The 20,942-nt window shown below is 60.1% G+C and carries 23 protein-coding genes; 17 read left to right on the top strand and 6 right to left on the bottom strand.

The genetic code is table 11. The annotated features are described in order from the left end of the window. Nucleotides 1-582, top strand: a complete 582-nt coding sequence (coaE, locus tag AC1DYF_RS01975; protein ID WP_477874698.1) for a dephospho-CoA kinase — start codon at nt 1-3, stop codon at nt 580-582. Nucleotides 583-585: 3 nt separating this feature from the next. Next, on the top strand, nt 586-1,311 hold the full coding sequence (dnaQ, locus tag AC1DYF_RS01970; protein WP_477874696.1) for a DNA polymerase III subunit epsilon: 726 nt from the start codon (nt 586-588) through the stop codon (nt 1,309-1,311). Between the two features lie 54 nt (nt 1,312-1,365). Here dnaQ and secB read toward each other — a convergent pair whose 3' ends face one another. Further along, nucleotides 1,366-1,851 (bottom strand): protein-export chaperone SecB, encoded by a 486-nt coding sequence (secB, locus tag AC1DYF_RS01965; protein WP_477874694.1) that lies wholly within the window; start codon nt 1,849-1,851, stop codon nt 1,366-1,368. 198 nt (nt 1,852-2,049) lie between these two features. Continuing rightward, a complete protein-coding gene (locus AC1DYF_RS01960) occupies nt 2,050-2,529 on the bottom strand; it encodes an FxsA family protein (RefSeq protein WP_477874692.1) in 480 nt (159 codons plus the stop codon). Between the two features lie 96 nt (nt 2,530-2,625). On the opposite strand from AC1DYF_RS01960, the gene AC1DYF_RS01955 reads away from it, so the two are divergent. The 5 genes from AC1DYF_RS01955 (at nt 2,626) to gyrB (ending at nt 7,997) form a co-directional block, all read left to right on the top strand. Further along, nucleotides 2,626-3,366, top strand: coding sequence for a Tim44/TimA family putative adaptor protein (locus tag AC1DYF_RS01955; RefSeq protein WP_477874690.1), 741 nt, complete (start codon nt 2,626-2,628; stop codon nt 3,364-3,366). A gap of 6 nt (nt 3,367-3,372) precedes the next feature. After that, nucleotides 3,373-4,485, top strand: a complete 1,113-nt coding sequence (gene mltA / locus AC1DYF_RS01950) for a murein transglycosylase A (protein ID WP_477874688.1) — start codon at nt 3,373-3,375, stop codon at nt 4,483-4,485. Then, on the top strand, nt 4,475-5,038 hold the full coding sequence (locus AC1DYF_RS01945; protein ID WP_477874686.1) for a Smr/MutS family protein: 564 nt from the start codon (nt 4,475-4,477) through the stop codon (nt 5,036-5,038). The genes mltA and AC1DYF_RS01945 overlap by 11 nt, the downstream gene beginning before the upstream one ends. After that, nucleotides 5,035-5,412, top strand: a complete 378-nt coding sequence (locus AC1DYF_RS01940) for a helix-turn-helix domain-containing protein (protein WP_477874684.1) — start codon at nt 5,035-5,037, stop codon at nt 5,410-5,412. Before AC1DYF_RS01945 ends, AC1DYF_RS01940 begins: the two co-directional genes overlap by 4 nt. A gap of 137 nt (nt 5,413-5,549) precedes the next feature. Beyond that, nucleotides 5,550-7,997 (top strand): DNA topoisomerase (ATP-hydrolyzing) subunit B, encoded by a 2,448-nt coding sequence (gyrB, locus tag AC1DYF_RS01935; RefSeq protein WP_477874682.1) that lies wholly within the window; start codon nt 5,550-5,552, stop codon nt 7,995-7,997. A gap of 194 nt (nt 7,998-8,191) precedes the next feature. Here the strand turns inward: gyrB and AC1DYF_RS01930 are convergent, their stop codons facing one another. From AC1DYF_RS01930 to AC1DYF_RS01920, 3 genes are all read right to left on the bottom strand, one after another. Then, nucleotides 8,192-8,647: a DUF2852 domain-containing protein gene (locus AC1DYF_RS01930; protein ID WP_477874680.1), complete on the bottom strand. Its 456-nt coding sequence runs from the start codon at nt 8,645-8,647 to the stop codon at nt 8,192-8,194. 192 nt (nt 8,648-8,839) lie between these two features. Beyond that, the gene (locus AC1DYF_RS01925; RefSeq protein ID WP_477874678.1) at nt 8,840-10,150 is read right to left on the bottom strand and encodes a polyhydroxyalkanoate depolymerase; all 1,311 of its coding nucleotides are present in this window, start codon (nt 10,148-10,150) and stop codon (nt 8,840-8,842) included. A 178-nt stretch (nt 10,151-10,328) separates the two neighbouring features. Then, the gene (locus tag AC1DYF_RS01920) at nt 10,329-11,348 is read right to left on the bottom strand and encodes a zinc-binding alcohol dehydrogenase family protein (RefSeq protein WP_477874676.1); all 1,020 of its coding nucleotides are present in this window, start codon (nt 11,346-11,348) and stop codon (nt 10,329-10,331) included. 189 nt (nt 11,349-11,537) lie between these two features. Between AC1DYF_RS01920 and AC1DYF_RS01915 the strand changes: the two genes are divergently transcribed. From AC1DYF_RS01915 to AC1DYF_RS01870, 10 genes are all read left to right on the top strand, one after another. Beyond that, on the top strand, nt 11,538-12,419 hold the full coding sequence (locus tag AC1DYF_RS01915) for a GntR family transcriptional regulator (RefSeq protein WP_477874674.1): 882 nt from the start codon (nt 11,538-11,540) through the stop codon (nt 12,417-12,419). A gap of 11 nt (nt 12,420-12,430) precedes the next feature. Then, nucleotides 12,431-13,519 carry a mannitol dehydrogenase family protein gene (locus AC1DYF_RS01910; protein WP_477874672.1) on the top strand — a complete coding sequence of 363 codons (1,089 nt, stop codon included), beginning with the start codon at nt 12,431-12,433 and terminating at the stop codon, nt 13,517-13,519. Nucleotides 13,520-13,626: 107 nt separating this feature from the next. After that, nucleotides 13,627-13,914 carry a DUF2218 domain-containing protein gene (locus tag AC1DYF_RS01905; RefSeq protein ID WP_477874670.1) on the top strand — a complete coding sequence of 96 codons (288 nt, stop codon included), beginning with the start codon at nt 13,627-13,629 and terminating at the stop codon, nt 13,912-13,914. A 13-nt stretch (nt 13,915-13,927) separates the two neighbouring features. Beyond that, on the top strand, nt 13,928-14,527 hold the full coding sequence (locus AC1DYF_RS01900) for a nitroreductase family protein (protein ID WP_477874668.1): 600 nt from the start codon (nt 13,928-13,930) through the stop codon (nt 14,525-14,527). 56 nt (nt 14,528-14,583) lie between these two features. Beyond that, complete coding sequence (locus tag AC1DYF_RS01895) at nt 14,584-15,345, top strand: M48 family metallopeptidase (protein WP_477874666.1); 762 nt, start codon at nt 14,584-14,586, stop codon at nt 15,343-15,345. Between the two features lie 74 nt (nt 15,346-15,419). Then, nucleotides 15,420-16,073, top strand: a complete 654-nt coding sequence (locus tag AC1DYF_RS01890; RefSeq protein ID WP_477874664.1) for a phosphoribosylanthranilate isomerase — start codon at nt 15,420-15,422, stop codon at nt 16,071-16,073. A 10-nt stretch (nt 16,074-16,083) separates the two neighbouring features. Then, complete coding sequence (gene trpB, locus AC1DYF_RS01885; RefSeq protein WP_477874662.1) at nt 16,084-17,304, top strand: tryptophan synthase subunit beta; 1,221 nt, start codon at nt 16,084-16,086, stop codon at nt 17,302-17,304. A gap of 2 nt (nt 17,305-17,306) precedes the next feature. After that, nucleotides 17,307-18,146, top strand: coding sequence for a tryptophan synthase subunit alpha (gene trpA, locus AC1DYF_RS01880; RefSeq protein ID WP_477874660.1), 840 nt, complete (start codon nt 17,307-17,309; stop codon nt 18,144-18,146). A 35-nt stretch (nt 18,147-18,181) separates the two neighbouring features. Further along, nucleotides 18,182-19,111 (top strand): acetyl-CoA carboxylase, carboxyltransferase subunit beta, encoded by a 930-nt coding sequence (gene accD / locus AC1DYF_RS01875; protein WP_477874658.1) that lies wholly within the window; start codon nt 18,182-18,184, stop codon nt 19,109-19,111. A gap of 12 nt (nt 19,112-19,123) precedes the next feature. Further along, entirely contained in the window at nt 19,124-20,467 is a 1,344-nt protein-coding gene (locus AC1DYF_RS01870; protein ID WP_477874656.1) for a bifunctional folylpolyglutamate synthase/dihydrofolate synthase, read from the top strand. Nucleotides 20,468-20,548: 81 nt separating this feature from the next. On the opposite strand, the gene trxA is transcribed toward AC1DYF_RS01870, so the two are convergent. Further along, entirely contained in the window at nt 20,549-20,869 is a 321-nt protein-coding gene (gene trxA / locus AC1DYF_RS01865) for a thioredoxin (protein ID WP_477680040.1), read from the bottom strand. Nucleotides 20,870-20,942 lie beyond the last annotated feature (73 nt).

The following is a 20,942-nucleotide window of genomic DNA, read 5'->3' as shown; positions in this document are numbered from 1 at the left end:
ATGATCCGGCTCGGCCTCACCGGTTCGATCGGCATGGGCAAATCGACGACGGCGCAGATGTTCCGGGATCATGGCGTGCCGGTTATCGACGCGGATGCCATCGTCCACGATCTCTATCGTGGCGAGGCGGTGGCGCCGATCGAAGCAGCTTTTCCCGGCGCCGTCGTGGACGGTGTTGTCGACCGGAGCCGGCTGGCTGCGAAACTTGCCGCCGAACCAGCCGGCTTCAAGACGCTCGAGGCGATCGTTCATCCGCTCGTCTGGCGCAAGGAGAGAGAGCAGGTCGAGGCTTTTGAAAAGGCCGGCATACCGGTGACGGTGCTTGACATACCGTTGCTCTATGAAAACCACGCCGAGGCGCGTGTCGACAAGGTTGTCGTCGTCACCGCCGATGCAGATGTGCAAAAGGCACGCGTGATGGAACGGCCCGGGATGACAGAGGAAAAATTTCAGATGATTCTTTCTCGTCAGATGCCTGATTCGGAAAAACGCAGGCGGGCGGATTTCATCATCGACACGGGGCAGGGGCTTGAACATGCAAGGCAGCGTGTCGGCGAGATACTCATGCAATTGAAGGCGTAGCGAATGCGGGAAATCATCTTCGACACGGAAACCACCGGCCTCGATTCGCGTGAGGACCGGATCATCGAAATCGGTGGCGTCGAGCTGAGGGATCATTTCCCGACCGGCCGCACCATCCACCTGTTCATCAATCCAGATGGCCGCAAGGTGCACCCGGACGCACTTGCCATCCACGGCATCAGCGACGAATCCCTGATGGACAAGCCGAACTTCGCCGCGCTTGCCGACGAGATCGCCGAATTCTTCGGCGATGCGCTGTGGATCGCGCATAACGCTACCTTCGATATGGGCTTTATCAACGCGGAACTCGCCCGCCTCGGGCGGCCGCCGATCCCGAACACCAAGGTGGTCGATACGCTGCAGATCGCCCGCCGCAAGCATCCCATGGGTCCGAATTCGCTCGACGCGCTCTGCAGACGCTACGGCATCGACAATTCCCACCGTTTGAAACACGGCGCTCTGCTGGACTCCGAACTGCTGGCCGAAGTCTATATCGAGCTGATCGGCGGTCGGCAGGCAGGTTTTGGTTTTGGTGCGGCGGAGAACCGAGGCGGCGGCTCGCGAGCCGAGGAGAGGGCGGTGCAGCTCCGGCCTCGTCCGTTCCCGCTCGGTTCGCGCTTGCGTATCGAAGAGGTCCAAGCTCATGCCGAGCTTGTCAAGAAGATGGGCGACAAGGCGATCTGGCTGAAATATTCGGAAACCACGGTCACACCAGAGATCGCAAAATAGAACGCCCGGATCATCGATCCGGGCGCTCATCAAAAAGAAATCCGACCAAGTTGGTCAGTTGTTGGCGGCGACGCGAGCCTTGGCCTGCTCTTCGGCCATGCGCTGCTGGAACATGACGGCGAAATCGATCGGGTCGATCATCAGCGGCGGGAAACCGCCATTGCGGGTGGCATCGGCAACGATCTGGCGGGCGAAGGGGAAGAGCAGCCGCGGGCATTCGATGAACAGCACCGGCAGCATGTGCTCCTGGGCGAAACCGGAAATCCGGAAGAGGCCGCCATAGGCAAGTTCGGCATGGAAGACGACCTTGTCGCCGTCCTTGGCCGAAGCGTCGAGCGTCAGCACCACGTCGAAATCGGTTTCCGACATCGGATTGGCATTGACGTTGACGGAGATATTGATCTGCGGAGCCCGTTCACGGGCCTGCAGCGAGCGCGGTGCGCCGGGATTTTCGAAGGAGAAATCCTTGGTATATTGTGCAAGGATATTGATCGAAGGCTGACGCTGGTCGTCGCCGCCGTTTGCGGTTTCATCTGCCATGGGCTGGTCCTCGAAGCCTGGGCGGATCCACACTCCTCGATCCGCCGGATGGAATTTCACATGTCAGGCTCTTCGGCACCGAACCAGTGTTCGCGTCATGGAACAGGTCGCGGCCGGATGCTGCCCGACACAGGGGCCCTGCCATCTAGCACTTCGCACCGAGGCTTACAACCCTCGGCTCTCGCAGGTGATTCGGGATCAGTCAGGCCCCCTGAGCCGTGGCCCGGAGGAGGGAGAATTGTCGTTGCGCCTATAGTCGTCTTTCGACAGATCGACGAAATCGTCCTGCCGCCGGCCGCGCCGGTAACGCGTGTGGTAGCTGACATTGATACGGCGGCCGACAAGCCGCCAGATCAGCTGCCGCACCGGCGGCACGAGCAGCAGCAGCCCGGCAACGTCGCTGAGGAAACCGGGAATGATCAGCAGGAAGGAGGCGATGACGATCATGAAACCATTGGCAATGCCCCGCGCCGGCGGTCGATGCAGTTTGATGTCCTGATTGATTTTTCGGAGCGCACCGAGCCCCTGATAGCGCAGAATCGCCACGCCGAGGATCGCCGCAAGCACCACCAGGCCAACCGTCTTCCATACGCCGAGCCATTGACCGACATAGACGAAGGTCGCGATTTCCAGGACTGGAAAGGCGAGCAATACGAACAGCGGCACGATTGCAGGCATGGCCGGTTCCTTCTCCATTCATTTGAATGATATTGAAATCACGACTATATGGGAAGCAAGTCGAGAAAATGAAGAGCAAAGGGCCAAGGCTACAATATGGGTACCGACAGTATCATCACTCTGTTTTTTCTGATTGTCGCAGCGCTGATTTTTCTCAATCTGAGGAGCGTACTGGGCAAGCGGACGGGCAGTGAAAAGCCGCCATATGACCCGTTTACCCGCAGGGATACGGATCGTTCCGCGCCCACCCCTTCCGATGATGGCAAGGTGATCACGCTGCCGCGTCGGACGTCTGGTCCGACAGCGTCGCAGCCGGGGGACGCGGGTCCGGTCAGTGTCGACAACCGCTATGAGGAGATTGACAGCTTTGCCGCACCAGGCACGGAGTTGAATGCGGGCCTGCGCCGCATCTTCGACGCTGATTCGTCGTTCAATCCGAAGCAGTTCGTCGATGGCGCCAAGGCCGCCTATGAAATGATCGTCATGGCCTTCGCCGATGGCGACCGCAAGACGCTGAAGAATCTGCTGTCCAACGAAGTCTATGAGGGCTTCAATGCCGCGATCAGCGAGCGCGAGAAGGCCGGGGAGAAGGTCAAGTCGAGCTTCGTCGGCGTCGGCAGGGCAGAGATGAGTTCGGCCGATCTGGTGGGATCGGAAGCGACGATCACCATGCGTATCGTCAGCCAGCTGATTTCGGCGACCTACAATGCCGCCGGCGACGTGGTTGACGGCAATGCCGAGACGGTCGCCGAGGTGAAGGACCAGTGGACCTTCGCCCGCGACACGCGCTCCCGCGATCCGAACTGGAGACTTGTCTCGACCCAGTCCGAGGGCTGAGGCCTCATGGATTTTCGGCTGACGCCTTTGGCCTTCGCGGCCTTGCCAGGCTGGGAGGAGGATGACCCTTCCAGCCTTTTTGCCGTCATGGCACGATGTCTTCGGCACATGCGCGACGTCAAGCCGTATCGCACGGGCGCAGTCGGCATTCCCTCAGAGGCGCTCGAAGCGGTTTTCACCGAGGCCGCCGGCATGCATCCAGGCTCGGCCGAAGCGGCGAGGGCTTTCTTTGAAAGTCGGTTTCAGCCTTTCCTGATCAGCCGCAATCATGGCAAGCCAGGCTTCGTCACCGCGTTCTACGAGCCCGAGGTCGAGGTTCGGGACGCGCCGGATTCGACCTGGTGCTATCCTTTCTATCGCCGTCCCGAAGATCTCATGGATGTCGATGATTCCAACCGTCCCGTGGAAATGGACCCGTCCTATGCCTTCGGGCGTCGGACGAAGGATGGCATCGGCGTCTTTTCCGATCGGCGGGCAATCGACGAAGGCGCGCTGGCAAACAAGGGACTGGAAATCGCCTGGGCAAAATCCCGCGTCGACGTGTTCTTCGCTCATGTCCAGGGCGCGGCCCGGCTCCGCTATCCGGATGGTGCGATCCGCCGTATCACCTATGCGGCAAAGGCCGGCCACCCTTTCACCGGCATCGGTCGGCATCTCGCAGATATCGGCGAAATCCCATTGGCTGACGTTTCGATGCAATCGATCCGCCAATGGCTCGCAGATCACCCGGATCGCCAGAATGAAATCCTCTGGCAGAATCGCTCCTACGTCTTTTTTCGCGACGCGCCGGTCGATGATCCCGAACTGGGGCCGATTGCCGCCGCCAAGGTGCAGCTCGAGCCGATGCGCTCGATCGCCGTCGACAGGCTGATCCATACATTCGGCTCGCCCTTTTATATCCGCAGCGAAAGCCTCAAGCATTTGACCGGCGGCAGGCCACTGCAGCGACTGATGCTTGCACTCGATGCCGGCACCGCGATCATTGGTCCGGCGCGCGGCGATATCTTCACCGGCTCCGGTGAAGCGGCTGGAAATCTCGCCGGCAATGTGAAAAACGACGCGGACTTCTATATATTGATTCCAAAGACGATCGCGGCAAATTTCATCCATGCGCAATAGCAAGAAGACATTGACGGACGACGACCGGATCCTGTGGGGCAAGGTGGCTCGCAGCACCCGGCCCATGCCCGGCCGTATGAAGTCGATCGAGGAATTCGAGGGGGAGCTGGAAGCGCAGACAGCCGCGAATGCAGCGCAGAAAGTGCCGCCGATAAAAGCCGTCACCATGACCGAGGCGCCTGCAGAGCCGCCAAAGAAACCATCCGGCCGTCATCAGCCGCTGGAAAGGCCGGTGAAGCGCAAGCTCGCCAAGGGTCGGTTGGAACTTGAAGCGCGCATCGATTTGCACGGCCTGTTTCAATCCGAGGCGCATGCTCTGCTTCATGGTTTCATCGTCCGGGCGCATGAGCGCGGTCTCAGGCATGTGCTTGTCATCACCGGCAAGGGCGCATCGATGGGCAGCGACGGTGCGCTGAAGCGAGCGGTGCCGATGTGGTTCTCCAAGCCGGAATTCCGCCATCTGATCTCGTCTTACGAAACCTCGGCGCAGAACCATGGCGGCGAGGGTGCGCTCTATGTCCGCCTTTCCAGGCCGGCGCGGGAGGAGAAATGACGCCGTTCGGCGAGGCAGTGCGGAAAATCCGCACGGAGCGCGGCATTACCCAGAAGGCCATGGCCGAGGCGCTTGGTGTGTCGCCGGCCTATCTCTCGGCGCTCGAAAGCGGCAAGCGCGGCCGTCCGGGCTTTGATTTCCTGCAGCGTGTCGCCGGCTATCTGCACATCATCTGGGACGAAGCGGACGATCTTTTCCGTGTCGCGGCGATCTCGCATCCACGCGTTGTGGTTGATACGACAGGCTTGCCGGCGGAATATACAGCCTTGGCCAACCGGCTTGCCGGTGAGATTCGCGAGTTGCCGCTGGAGACCATCCGTCAGATGACGGATTTATTGTCGAGAGCAGAGAATTCCCGGGAAAAACGCGGCTGAAACACGGTTTTCTGCCGCAATTTTCTGGCTAGGATTTGGCCTGACGCGGCAAAATACCTATATTCAAATACACCTTCACGAGTGATTCGGAGCGTCTGGGGAGACCTCCGAATTCAATTGAAAAGAGAAAGATTTTCATGACCGGATCGTCCGAAGAAGCAGTCCCGGCGGGTACTGAATATGGTGCCGACAGCATCAAGGTCCTCAAGGGCCTCGACGCCGTGCGCAAGCGCCCCGGAATGTATATCGGCGATACGGATGACGGCTCGGGCCTGCATCACATGGTCTATGAGGTCGTCGACAATGCCATTGACGAGGCGCTGGGCGGCTGGGCTGATCTGGTGACGGTGACGCTCAATGCCGATGGCTCGGTGACCGTCACCGATAATGGTCGCGGCATCCCCACCGGCATGCATGACGAGGGCGTCTCCGCGGCCGAAGTCATCATGACCCAGCTGCATGCCGGCGGTAAGTTCGACCAGAATTCCTACAAGGTCTCCGGCGGTCTGCACGGCGTCGGCGTCTCGGTCGTCAATGCGCTGTCGGTCAAGCTTGCCCTGAAGATCTACCAGAAGGGCCATCTCCATGAGATGAGCTTCACGCATGGCGTGGCCGACGGCCCGCTGGCGATCACCGGCGATTGCCCAGCGGATCAGTCCGGCACCGAGGTCACCTTCACACCAAGCTCCGAAACCTTTACCCATATCGAGTTCGACTATGCGACGCTGGGGAGGCGGTTGCGCGAGCTCGCCTTTTTGAATTCCGGCGTCCGCATCATATTGGCCGACCGTCGCCACTCCGATGTCAAGCAGGAGGAGATGCTTTATGACGGCGGCCTTGAAGCCTTCGTGCGCTTCATCGACCGTGATAAGAAGCCGCTGCTCGGCAAGCCGATCTCCATCCGTAGCGAGAAGGATGGCATCACCGTCGAGGTGGCGATGTGGTGGAACGAAACCTTCCACGAAAGCATGCTTTGTTTCACCAACAATATCCCGCAACGCGACGGCGGCACGCATCTTGCCGGTTTCCGCGCTGCGCTGACCCGGCAGATCACGGGCTATGCCGAGACCTCAGGCGTTATCAAGAAAGAGAAGGTGGGGCTGCAAGGCGACGATTGTCGCGAAGGTCTGACGGCAGTGCTGTCGGTCAAGGTGCCGGATCCGAAGTTCTCCTCGCAGACCAAGGACAAGCTGGTCTCGTCCGAGGTCCGGCCGGTTGTTGAGAACCTGGTCAGCGAGGCGTTGAGCAACTGGCTGGAAGAACATCCCACGGAGTCCAAAGTGGTGATGGACAAGGTTGTTTTGGCGGCGGCGGCGCGCGAGGCTGCGCGCAAGGCACGTGATCTGACGACCCGCAAGGGCGTTCTCGATATTGCCTCGCTGCCGGGCAAGCTGGCTGACTGCTCGGAACGTGACCCGACCAAATCCGAAGTGTTCCTCGTCGAAGGTGATTCGGCAGGTGGCTCGGCCAAGCAGGGACGTTCGCGGGAAAATCAGGCGATTCTGCCTCTCCGCGGTAAGATTCTCAACGTCGAGCGCGCTCGCTTCGACAAAATGCTCTCCAGCCAGGAGATCGGCACGCTGATTACCGCGCTGGGCACGGGTATTCCGATCGGCACAAGCCGCGATGGCTTCAACCCCGACAAGCTGCGCTACCACAAGATCATCATCATGACGGACGCCGATGTCGACGGCGCCCATATTCGTACGCTGTTGCTCACCTTCTTCTTCCGGCAGATGCCGGAGCTGATCGAGCGCGGCCATATCTATATCGCCCAGCCGCCGCTCTACAAGGTGAGCCGCGGCAAGTCCTCGACCTATCTCAAGGACGAGCGCGCATTCGAGGAATATCTGATCAATGCCGGTCTCGAGGATGTAACGCTGACGCTCGCCAATGGCGAGATGCGTGCCGGCGCTGATCTGCGAGACATTGTCGAAGACGCAATCCGACTGCGCAACCTCCTCGCTGGCCTTCATTCGCGCTATAGCCGGCCGCTCATTGAGCAGGCGGCGATCGCCGGCGGCCTCAATGCCGAGCTGATGGTCGACCGCACGCGCAGCCAAGGCGTGATCGGTGAGATCGCCCAGCGTCTCGACCGTATTGCCGAGGAAACCGAGCGCGGCTGGTCCGGCAATATCAGCGACAGCGGCAACCTCAACTTCGAGCGCATGGTGCGTGGCGTCAAGGAACTGCTGTTCATCGACATGGCGCTGATTGGTTCGCAGGACGCACGCCTGATCGACCAGATGGCAGCGCGGCTGAAGGAGATTTATGGCGTCCCGCCGAAGCTGAACCGCAAGGAAGAATCGGTGGAAATCTCCGGCCCAAGCAGGCTGCTTGAGGCGATTTTCGCGTTTGGCCGCAAGGGCCTGACCATGCAACGCTACAAAGGCCTCGGCGAGATGAACGCCGAGCAGCTCTGGGAAACCACGCTTGACCCGAATGTCCGTTCGCTGCTGCAGGTGCGTGTTACGGACGCTACAGATGCCGATGGATTGTTCACCCGGCTGATGGGTGATGAAGTTGAGCCACGGCGCGAGTTCATCCAGGATAACGCGCTGAGCGTGGCGAACTTGGATATCTGATCCCGGATCATTTCAAGAAACAAAAGGCGTCGGAGCGATCTGGCGCCTTTTGTTTTTGGATTCACGTGAAACAATAGAGCAGGGAGGGCGGATGGGCGCGGCCCCTGCAAATCGAGTGACCCTCACCAAAAACGCCGCCTGTCTCCAGGCGGCGTCGGGCACGACGGAAAGGCGGTTCCGCCAGCCCTATTCCATCAACCGGAAAAACCGTTTTGCGGATCCTGCGGCTGGTTCCTGTTAGCGTTGCGTTCGCGCATGAAGCGGTCGAACTCTTCCTGGTCGCGGGCGCGGCGAAGTTCGCGCATGTAATTGTCGAATTCGGCGCGCATCTCGTCGAGCTTGCGGCGTTCTTCCTCGATACGCTCGATCTCGGCCTTGCGCCAGTCGTCGAAAGCCATATTGCCGCTGGAGAAATGATGGTGCCGGCCCCAGCTGGAATGGCCGCCGTTCTGGCGCGAGGCGCCGCGGCAGGAATGGGTAAAACCGTCGAACTTCTCATTGGCTTCACGTTTGAAAGCATGCAGGCGTTCGCCGAACAGAATGTAGCCAAGCATGGCCAATCCAAGCGGCCAGAAGACAATGAATCCGAGCACCATCAGACCGATGGTGGCCGGCGTCCAGTCGGGCCGTAAGAGTGCGCTGCGGTACATGGGTCGTTTTCCTCATAGTAACCCCGGCCGCCCCGTGCGAACCGGTGTAATCGATGTGGGAAGGAAAACAGCACCTTCAAGAATGTCGTTCGCTAAAATCGAACAAAGCGTTGATAATCCGGGGATAATTCCGCATACGAAAAGGCTGGCAAACCCTTGATTTGCCAGCCATCTTTGACATGTTTGGAAGCTTCAGGCCGTAGCGCCGGGCGTCCGGCGGCGCGGCACCGGCTTGGTCAGGGCGACGACATTGCTGCTGACGACCTCGTCGGAGCGGCGATGGTCGCGGGCGAACTGAACGATGCGCGGCGCGATTTCCCGGCGGAAGCGCGAGCCGTTGAAGACGCCATAGTGCCCGACATCCGGCTGCAGGTAGTGCATGCGCATCGACTCCGTCAGGCCCGAACAAAGCGTCTGCGCTGCGTGCGTCTGGCCGACACCGGAAATGTCGTCATTCTCGCCTTCGACGGTGAGCAGCGCCGTGCGGCGGATCTTAGACGCATCGACCCGGTGGCCACGATGCGTCATCTCGCCCTTCGGCAGCGCATGCTTGATGAACACGGTGTCGACGGTCTGCAGATAGAACTCCGCCGTCAGGTCCATGACCGCGAGATATTCGTCATAGAATTCACGATGCTTCTCCGCCGAGTCGCCATTGTTCTTCACCAGATGGACGAAGAAATCCTTGTGGGCGATCATGTGACGGTCGAGATTCATCGACATGAAACCGGAGAGCTGCAGGAAGCCTGGATAGACCTTGCGCATCATGCCGGGCTGCGGCCATGGCACATCCATGACGACATTGTCGGCGAACCATTTCAGCGGCCGCTCCTGGGCGAGCTTGTTGACGGCGGTCGGGTTGATGCGCGTATCGATCGGTCCGCCCATCAGCGTCATCGATGCCGGCGACAAGGGATCATTGGCTTCCTCCATCAGCGCCACGGCGGCCAGAACCGGCACCGAAGGCTGGCAGACGGCCACGACATGCGTGTCCGGCCCGAGGAAACGGATCATCTCCATCGTRTAGTCGATATAGCTGTCGAGATCGAACAGACCCTGGGAGAGCGGCACCATGCGCGCGTCTTTCCAGTCGGTGATATAGACGTCGGCGGAGGGCAACAGCGCCTCGACCGTACCGCGCAGCAGCGTCGCATAATGGCCGGACATCGGCGCGACGATGAGGATTTTCGGATCGTAGCTGTTATGGCCGGCTGGCAGACAACGTTCGAAATGCAGGAGATCACAGAACGGCTTCGACCAGATGACTTTTTCGTGCACCGAAACTGTCTTGTCGCCGATCACGGTCTGCGCCAGGCCGAATTCCGGCTTGCCGTAACGTCGCGTGGCGCGCTCGAACACTTCCAATCCTGCCGCCATCGAGCGGCCGAAGGAAGTATAGGAGATCGGATTGAACGGATTCTTGTATGCTGCCCGCATGGTTTCTGCTGTGGCACGGACGGGGGCCATTGCCGCGTGGCCCCACTCATAGAACTGATAGAACATTAGAGCCTGCACACTTCCAGCGTTGTTTTGCTTTATTTAACATATGCTAATTTGTTCAACACAAAACAAATTGTAACAGTTCCGTCTTGATCGACAAGAAACAATATGGCCTGTTTCGGTGCAAAACATCAAAAAGTATGACGATTGCAATCCAAAGCGTGATCAGGAGGATGCGCCGTTAAGCTTGCGCCTGGATAACCGCCTTGATGAGCCCGGTTTTTTGATGCGCCCAGCGCGGCAGATCGCCGATCACCGCAGTGAAATCGGTGCGATGGGTAATCAGCTTATTTGTATCTATAGCACCCGATGCGATTGACGCCGCGACATGTTCGAAGTCTGCCTTCAGGGCGTTGCGGCTGCCGATCATTGTCATTTCGCGCTTGTGAAATTCCGGATCGGCGAAAATGATATCGTCCTTGACCACGCTGACGAAGACCAGCACGCCGCCATGCGAGACGAAGGGCAGCGCCGCATTCATCGATCTCGCATTGCCGGTGGCGTCGAAAACCGCCTCGAAACCCTCATTGCCGCTGATCTGCATGCCTGATTTCAACGCATCGCCAGACGCATCGATCGCGCTGGCGAAGCCGAAACGGTCGGCAGCGACTTCTAGCCGCTCTTCGCTCATGTCCATCATCGTGACGTCATAGCCGGCAATCTGGGCAAACAACGCCGTGCCGAGCCCGATCGGGCCTGCGCCGATCACCAGCGCCTTCGCCCCTGGCTGGGAGCCGGCGCGGCGCACGGCGTGCGCACCGATCGCGAGAAACTCGACAGTCGCCGCCTGTTCCGGCCTGAGATTGCCGGCCGGATAGACATTGGTCTCCGGCACCACGATCTCTTCGCAGAAGGCGCCGTCCGTATGCACGCCCAGCACCTTGATCGCCATGCAGCAGTTCGGTTTGCCGCGCCGGCAGGCGATGCACTTGCCGCAGGAGAGGTAGGGATTGACGATCACCAGGTCGCCTTCGCGAAGGGCCGAACTAGGCTGGGCCTCGCGCACATGCGCGGAAATCTCATGTCCCATCACACGCGGATATTCGAGAAAGGGGTGCTTGCCCTCATAGATGTGATAATCCGTGCCGCAAATGCCGATATGACTGATGGCAAGCCGCACCTCGCCGGGCCTGAGCGCGCCCGGCGCATCTCGATTGATCACCGCCAAATCGCCAGGCGCGTTGCAGATCACTGCTTTCATTTGGAAATTTCCTTTGTGGGCAATCCCTTGCGGCCTGCGGTCCGCCTCGGATAGGGCCAAGCTGTGCGAACAGCATTCTGCATATTTGATTTTGTCTTTTATCTACAATATACAATTAGCCGTCAATGACAAAACGCGCGCCGCTGCCGCGCGTCGTAAAGGGAACGAAAAGACGGGAGTAGGTGCTGCATGGCTCGGCAGAACACAGTGTTCAAGGAAGCCTATAATCGCTGCCTGGGCGATCTCGATGGCAGGCAAAACCTGCCCTCGGAGCCGGAACTCGGAGAGAAATACGGCATCAGCCGCACCACGGTTCGCGCGATTCTGTCGCGCATGCGCGATTCCGGGCTGATCACCTGGGACAAGCGGCAGAAAGTCATTCTGCGCCCGCCGCAGGACCAGGATTATTTCCCCGACGACGAAACCAACTCGCTCAATGAAATCATCGAGCGCAGCTTCATGCGCCGGATTCTCACCGGCCAGGTCGAACCGGGCACGCAGATCAATGAGACGGAACTGGCGCGCGAGATCGGCGCCGGCACCACCAGCGTCCGCGAATTCCTGATCCGTTTCTCGCGCTTCGGCCTGATTGAAAAGCGGCCGAACAGCCATTGGGTGCTCAAGGGTTTCACCATGGACTTCGCGCTCGAACTGACGGAAGTGCGCGAGATGTTCGAATTGCRCTCGGCCGCGGCCTTTGCAATGCTGCCCGCCAGCCATCCCGCCTGGGCCGACCTGGAGGCAATCGAACAAGAACATCGCGAGATGCTCGCGGATATCGACCGCCGCTACAAGGATTTCTCGCCGCTCGACGAGCGCTTCCATCTCCTGGTGCACAAGGCGTCGGGAAACCGTTTCGTCGTCGATTTCTACGACGTCATTGCCTTCATCTTCCACTATCACTACCAGTGGAACAAAGCCTTCGCGCGTATTCGCAACGAGCGGGCGCTGCGCGAACATCTCGACTATATCGCAGCTCTGCGCTCGCGCGACCCGGCCAGGATCGATGAGGCCTGTCGCCTCCATCTGCGTTCGGCGCGCGAGACCTTGATGCAATCCGTGCCCCATTGAGGAGACTTGCAATGCGGACGCCCATCCTCCAGTTCGGTACCAGCCGTTTCCTGCAGGCCCATGCCGATTTGTTCGTCAGCGAGGCCGAAGACGCGCTGGGCGGCATCACCGTCGTGCAGACGACCGGTTCGGCCGAGCGTAGCCACAGACTTGCAGCTTTGGCGTCGCCGGAGGGTTTTCCAGTCCATATCCGCGGCAAGCAGGATGGCGCGGTGGTCGACAGGGTGACGGCTGTGACCTCGGTGAAACGGGCGATCTCGGCGCATTCCGACTGGGACGAGACCGAGCGGATTTTTGGCGACGAAGCGAAAGTCGTGATCTGCAACACCGCCGACAAGGGATATGACATATCCGCCGAGAAGAGCGCTTATCCGGCAAGCGTTCCAGCCTCGTTTCCCGGCAAGCTTGCCAAACTGCTCTACTATCGTTTCGACCGCGGCGGCGAACCGCTGACCATATTGCCGGCGGAGCTTGTCAGCCGCAACGGCGACGTGCTGGGAGACATTGTCCGGACACTGGCAAAACGCTGGGGCCTCAGGCCATCCTTCCTCGAATGGCTCGATTCCTCGGTGATTTTCTCCAATACTCTCGTCGATCGGATCGTCTCCGAAGCGCTCGAACCTGCCGGCGCAGTGGCCGAACCCTATGCGCTCTGGGCAATCGAGAGCCGGCCGGGTCAGGTCCTGCCGTGCACGCATCCCTCGATCGTCGTTACCGACGATATTTCCTCCTTCGCCCATCTCAAGCTTTTCATCCTCAATCTCGGCCACACTTTCCTCACGGACGGCTGGCTGAAATCGGACCTGCCGCGCGACCTGACCGTGCGAGAGATCCTGGCAATCCCGGACCAACGCGAACGGCTGGCGCGTCTCTATGGCGAAGACGTGGTGCCCGGTTTTGCCCGCATGGGCATGGGCAGCGAAGCCGAAACCTACGTGGCGCAGACAATCGAGCGCTTCGAAAACCCCTTCCTCAACCATCGCCTGGCCGATATCGCCGACAATCATGCGGAAAAAATCCGCCGCCGCGCGGGTGGATTCCTCGCTTGGTCCGGCAATCGCGCGCCTGCGCTTCAGGCACTTCTGGCCTCAGCCGGCTGAGATTGCTGCCAATCGCCATCCAGTGAACGATTTGTCGCTGCATTGCACCTTGGCGAAGGGCTGTTTTTCGACCACATACGGGGGGATTTTGCGAAAGAGGATCTCCGATGGTTGAAGCCCGTGCCGATGTGAAAACCGAAAATGCCAGCCGCTACCTGCAACAGCTCTGCAAGCACTGGTCCCACAAGATGACCACCGAATTCGATCCGGAAAAGGGCCGGGTGGAATTTCCCTCGGGCGCGCGGCTCGACCTCCAGGCCGACGCCGCAGAACTGCATCTGGCACTCACCGCCGATGATGACGCTCTGGAGCGGATGGAAACGGTCGTGGCGGATCACCTGAAGCGTTTCGCTTTTCGCGAAGAGCTTGAATTCGCCTGGCGGAAGTCGGCGTAAGGGCAGGCAGGAGATGACTGAAATCAACAATCGCAAGGCCGATCACCCGATTGATCCGGTCTTCCTCGAACGCTGGGCAGCGCGCTCTTTCCCGGGCGAACCGATGCCGGAAAGCGATCTGCTCACCATGTTCGAAGCCGCCCGCTGGGCGCAGTCGGCCAGCAACCACCAGCCCTGGCGCTTCAGCTATGCCATGCGCAATGACGCCAATTGGGAGCAATATCTCGACTTCCTGGTCGAGGGAAACCGTGCCTGGGTGGTCAATGCTTCGGCTCTGGTGATCGTGGCGTCGAAACTTCACACCATGCCGAAGGACGGTTCCGAGCCGCGTCCAAACCGGACGCATTCGCTCGATGCCGGAGCCGCGATGCAGACCTTCACGCTGCAAGCAACGATGCTGGGCTATATCGCCCACCCGATGGCCGGCATCCATGCCGACAAGATCAGCGCCGAACTCGGTATCCCCGAGTCCGAATACCTGGTCGAGGCTGCCATCGCCGTTGGCCGGCTTGCGCCGAAAGAGATGCTGTCGGAGCGTTTTCGTGGCCGCGAAGTGCAAAGCCAGCGCAAGCCTTTGTCGGAAATCGTCTTCAAGGGCGAGTTCAAGGCCTGAGCGGGTGCCCCGAGAATACCGTTTATGATCGCAGTCGAATCTGCTAGGTCTCGCGCATGCTTTCGCGACTGACCTTTCTGCAGAAACCGGAGCGGCCGGGCGCCCAGCAAACGCGCACGATCGAGATCGAGGGGCGCAAGCTACCCTTGACGATCAAGACCGATGCGCGGGCGCGTCGTCTGACGCTACGCATCGATCCCGGCGGCCAATCCCTGAAACTCACCGTTCCGCGCGGCCTCAAGCCGCGCGAGATCGATGATTTCCTGGCGCGTCATCAGGGCTGGCTGATGACCAAGCTCGCCCGTTTTCCCCGCAACAATGCTTTGACCGAAGGCCGCTATGTATCGCTGCGCGGCGTGCCGCATCGCGTCGAGCGCACCGGCAAGCTGCGCGGCCTGACCGAAGCGGTCGAGATCGAAGGTGAAAAAGTGCTGCTGGTTGGCGGCGCCGAAGATCATCTTTCCCGCCGCCTTAAGGATTTTCTCAAGGCGGAGGCACGCAAGGACCTCGCTGAACGCTCTGCGGCCCATGCTGGCGCGATCGGCAAAAAGGTCAGTTCAATCACCCTCAAGGACACCAAGAGCCGCTGGGGCTCCTGTTCCCATGACGGAAACCTGAGCTTTTCCTGGCGCATCGTCATGGCGCCGCCCTATGTGATCGACTATCTCGCGGCGCACGAAGTGGCCCATCTTGCCGAAATGAACCATTCTGACAGGTTCTGGGCGATCTGCGAAAAACTCTGCCCGCAATCGCTCGAAGCCAAGCATTGGTTGAAGAGGAACGGCGCGTTGCTTCACGTCCATGACTTCGGAAGCTGAAACTGACGTAATGTCAGCGCATTTGCGGCGCAAAAACACTCGACTTCGCAGGCATTTCGTGCGACTTGGGCCAAATGACACTCGATATCAAAATCTGCGGGCTGAAGACCGAGGAAGCGGTCGATCGCGCGGTGGCGCTCGGGGCCACGCATATCGGCTTCATCTTCTTTGAAAAGAGCCCTCGCTATATCGAGCCCGCCGATGCCGGCCGGCTGGCCGACCGCGTGCGCGGCAAGGCCAAGATCGTCTCCGTTACCGTCGATGCTGACCCCGATGATCTCGACGAGATCATCGATCTCCTTCGCCCCGATATGCTGCAGCTGCACGGCAGGGAAACGCCCGAGCGCATTCTCAACCTCAAGGCCGTGACCGGCCTGCCGGTGATCAAGGCACTGTCGATCCAGACTGCCGACGATCTCCGGAAGATCGAGCCCTATGACGGGATTGCCAATCGGTTCCTGTTCGATGCCAAACCGCCGAAGAATTCAGAACTTCCAGGTGGCAATGGCGTGTCCTTCGACTGGAACCTGTTGGTCGGCCTCGACCCGTCCATCGACTATTTTTTGTCCGGCGGGCTCAACAAGGACAATATCGGCGAAGCACTGCGCATCGCCCGCCCGCGGGGCATCGACGCCTCCTCCGGCCTGGAGTCGAGCCCGGGCGTCAAGGATTTGAACATGATCGACGCATTTTTCGCCGCCGTGCGCCAGGCAATGCAGGCGGCCTAGGGAGACATCAGTGAACGAGGCCTTCAAACCCAATACACTTCGAACCGGTCCCGATGAAGACGGCCGGTTCGGGATTTTCGGCGGCCGTTTCGTCGCCGAGACGCTGATGCCGCTAATCCTCGATCTGCAGGCGGAATGGGAAAAGGCCAAGACCGACCCGGAATTCCAGGCCGAACTGAAGTCGCTTGGCGCCCACTATATCGGCCGCCCGAGCCCGCTCTATTATGCCGAACGCCTGACCCAGCACCTCGGCGGCGCGAAAATCTATTTCAAGCGCGAAGAGCTGAACCACACCGGTTCGCACAAGATCAACAATTGCATCGGCCAGATCCTGCTGGCCAAGCGGATGGGCAAGACGCGCATCATCGCCGAAACCGGCGCCGGCCAGCACGGTGTGGCCTCGGCCACTGTTTGCGCGCGCTTCGGCTACCCTTGCGTCGTGTATATGGGCGCCACCGATGTCGAGCGTCAGTCACCGAACGTCTTCCGCATGAAACTGCTCGGGGCAGAGGTCGTGCCGGTCACGGCCGGCAACGGCACGCTCAAAGACGCGATGAACGAGGCGTTGCGCGACTGGGTGACCAATGTCGACGACACCTATTACCTGATCGGCACCGCGGCCGGCCCGCATCCCTATCCGGAAATGGTGCGTGACTTCCAGTCGGTGATCGGCACCGAGGCCAAGGCGCAGCTTTTGGAAGCCGAGGGCAAGCTGCCTGATATGGTGATTGCGGCTGTTGGCGGCGGCTCCAATGCCATCGGCATTTTCCATCCCTTCCTCGATGACGATAGCGTCAAGATCGTCGGCGTCGAAGCCGGTGGTCACGGCCTCCAGGGCGTCGAGCACTGCGCCTCGATCACTGCTGGTTCGCCCGGCGTGCTGCATGGCAACCGCACCTATCTCTTGCAGAATGACGATGGCCAGATTCTCGAAGGCCATTCGATCTCCGCCGGCCTCGACTATCCGGGCATTGGTCCGGAACATGCCTGGCTGCATGATATCGGCCGCGCCGAATATGTGCCGATCATGGACACCGAGGCGCTTGAAGCCTTCCAATTGCTCACCAAGCTCGAAGGTATCATTCCGGCACTGGAACCGAGCCATGCTATTGCCGAAGTGATCAAACGTGCACCGAAAATGGATAAAGACCAGATCATCCTGATGAACCTCTCCGGTCGCGGCGACAAGGATATCTTTACCGTCGGCAAGATTCTGGGAATGGGGCTCTGAGAATGACTGCACGCATGGACAAAAAATTCGCCGATTTGAAGGCCGAGGGCCGTCCGGCTCTGGTGACCTACTTCATGGCTGGCGATCCCGATTATGAGACGTCTTTGGCGATCATGAAGGCGCTTCCGGGCGCCGGCGCCGACATTATCGAGCTCGGCGCACCCTTCTCCGACCCGATGGCCGACGGCCCGGCGATCCAGATGGCCGGCCAGCGGGCGCTCAAGGCTGGCCAGACCTTGGTGAAAACGCTGGATATGGCCCGCGAATTCCGCAAGGCCGACCAGACCACGCCGCTGGTGATGATGGGTTATTACAATCCGATCTATGTCCACGGCGTCGACAGATTCCTCGACGAGGCGATCGAAGCCGGCATCGACGGCTTGATCATTGTCGATCTGCCGGCCGAGATGGACGACGAACTCTGCATCCCGGCGCTGGCCAAGGGCATCAATTTCATCCGCCTGGCGACACCGACCACCGACGATCGCCGCTTGCCCAAGGTGCTCTCGAACACATCCGGCTTCGTCTATTATGTGTCGATGACCGGTATTACCGGCTCGGCCTTGCCTGATCCGTCGAAGATCGCTTCCGCTGTCCGTCGCATCAAGGGTCACACCGACCTGCCGGTCTGTGTCGGCTTCGGCGTCAAGACAGCTGAACATGCCCGCCTGATCGGCGCGGCCGCCGATGGCGTCGTCGTCGGTACCGCTATCGTCAATCAGGTTGCCACTTCGCTCGATAAAGACGGTCATGCCAGCGCAGATACGGTGCAGGCGGTCGTCACCTTCGTTAACGGCCTATCATCCGGTGTCCGTAGCGCTCGCCTTGCGGCCGCCGAATAATATCGCCATATGATCCGGAAAAGGAGTTCACTGCCATGAACTGGATTACCAATTTCGTCCGGCCGAAGATCAGCTCGATGCTCGGACGTCCTGCGGTCGAGACTCCGGAGAACCTCTGGATCAAGTGCCCCGAAACCGGGGAAATGGTCTTCCACAAGGAGCTGGAAGCCAACAAATATGTCATTCCCGGCTCCGGCTATCACATGAAGATGCCGGCCAAGGATCGCATGGCCGATCTTTTCGATGATGGTATCTACGAAGCCCTGCCGCAGCCGAAAGTGGCGCAGGACCCGCTTCGTTTCCGCGATTCCAAGCGCTATGCCGACCGGTTGAAGGACGGCCGCACCAAGACCAGCCAGGAAGACACGATCCTCGCCGGCCTCGGGCAGGTGCGCGGCGTCAAGATGGTCGCCGTGATCCACGAATTCGCTTTCATGGGCGGCTCGCTCGGCATGGCCGCCGGCGAAGCGATCATCAAGGCTTTCGAGCGCGCCATTCATGAGCGTTGTCCGCTGGTGATTTTCCCGGCTTCCGGCGGGGCCCGCATGCAGGAAGGCATCCTGTCGCTGATGCAGCTGCCGCGCACCACGGTTGCCGTGGAAATGCTGAAGGAAGCCGGCCTTCCCTATTTCGTCGTGCTCACCAACCCGACCACCGGCGGCGTCACCGCTTCCTACGCGATGCTGGGTGACGTGCATCTCGCCGAACCAGGCGCTGAAATCTGCTTTGCCGGCAAACGCGTCATCGAACAGACGATCCGCGAAAAGCTGCCGGATGGCTTCCAGACCTCTGAATATCTGCTGGAACACGGCATGGTCGACATGGTCATCAAGCGCCACGACATTCCCGGCACGCTTGCCCGCCTCACCCGCATGATGACCGGCTTGCCGGGCGCGGGTGTCGAGCAGGATTTGGAAGAGGGCTTCGAAGCGGGCAAGCCGGTCCTGGCCCTGGCTGCCGAATAATCGGACGAAAGCATGTCGAATTCCGTGCCCAGCCGCGCCGAACAGGAGATCGAGCGGCTGCTCGGCATCTATCCGCGCGGTTTCGATCTGTCGCTCGACCGGATTGTCCGTCTGCTGGAAGACCTCGGTCGACCGCAGGACCGAATGCCGCCGATCATCCATGTCGCCGGCACCAACGGCAAGGGTTCCGCGACGGCTTTCAGCCGCGCATTGATCGAAGCTTCCGGCCTTTCCGCCCATGTCCATACCTCGCCGCATCTGGTGCGCTGGCACGAGCGCTACCGCATCGGTGTGCCTGATGGCAGCGGCCGGCTGGTCAGCGACGACGAACTGTGCGATGCGGTGCTGCGCGCCGAAAAGGCCAATGCCGGGCAGTCGATCACGGTTTTCGAGATCCTGACGGCGGTCCTGTTCATTCTGTTTTCGGAACATCCGGCCGATGCCGCGATCGTCGAAGTCGGGCTGGGTGGCGAGTTCGACGCCACCAATGTCATCACCGATCCTGCCGTTTCGCTGATCATGCCGATTGCCTATGATCACCAGGCCTGGCTCGGCGAAACGATCACCGATATCGCCAAGGCCAAGGCCGGTATCATCAAAAAGGGGCGCCCGGTCGTCGTCGGTCGCCAGGAAGAGCAGGCGGCGCTGGACCTGCTGGTCGAAACGGCCGAGAAGGCAGGAGGCCGGCTGCAAGTCTATGGCCAGGATTACCTGGCCTATGAGGAAAATGGCCGGCTGGTCTATCAGGATCAGGACGGGCTTATGGATCTGCCGCTTCCGGCGCTGCCCGGACGGCATCAGCATGCCAACGCCGCCGCCGCAATCCGCGCGATCAAGAGCGCTGGCTTCAGACTGACGACCGACATCGTCGCGCGCGCGATGAAGAATGTTTCCTGGCCGGCCCGCTTGCAGCGCCTGAAGACCGGCGATCTCATGCCGTTCGCGCCGGTGGGCGCCGAAGTCTGGCTCGACGGCGGCCATAACCCGCATGGCGGCCGCGCCGTGGCAGAGGCGATGGTGGCATTTGAGGAGCGTGACCCGCGGCCGCTCTATCTGATCACCGGCATGATCAATACCAAGGATCCAAAAGGCTACTTCGAGGCCTTCCAGGGGTTGGCGCGAAAGGTCTTTACGGTGGCGATCCGCAATTCGGATTCAGGTCTCGACCCTGTGGCGCTGGCGAGCGATGCGGCAGAAGTCGGTCTTGTTGCCGCACCGGCTGCATCAGCCGCCGCAGCGCTGAGCGACATTTCCGCAGAGATCGAGGAAAATGAACGGCCACCGCGCATCCTCATTGGTGGATCGCTTTATTTCGCCGGTAATATTTTGGAAGAGAATGGAACGCTGCCGGAATAGCGGCCATCCCGGTTCCCGTTAACCTTCAATAAAAAAGCCCGGCCAATGACCGAGCTTTTCCACAGAATTGTTTCACGTGAATCAGGCAGCGCCGTTGATCCAGGCGTTGAGCGCGGTCTTCGGCGCAGCGCCGACCTTGATGTCGGCGACCTGACCGTTCTTGAAGATCGCGAGCGTCGGGATGGAGCGCACACCGAACTGGGCAGCGAGCTCCGGATTGTCGTCGATATTGAGCTTGGCGATCTTCACCTTGCCGTTCATCTCATTGGCGATCTCTTCCAGAGCCGGAGCAATCATCTTACAGGGGCCGCACCATTCCGCCCAGAAATCAACGACCACGGGTTCGGCCGAATTGAGGACTTCTGTCTGGAAATTGTTGGTGTCGACTTTCACGGTTGCCATGATGCTCTCCTTCTATGCGGGCACCGCCCGCCTCTAACTTGCAACAATATGTGTGTATGTGCCGCTTGATATT

The organism is Rhizobium sp. P2_G9 (genome assembly GCF_056403475.1).
This window is presented reverse-complemented; position numbering and strand designations above follow the sequence as displayed.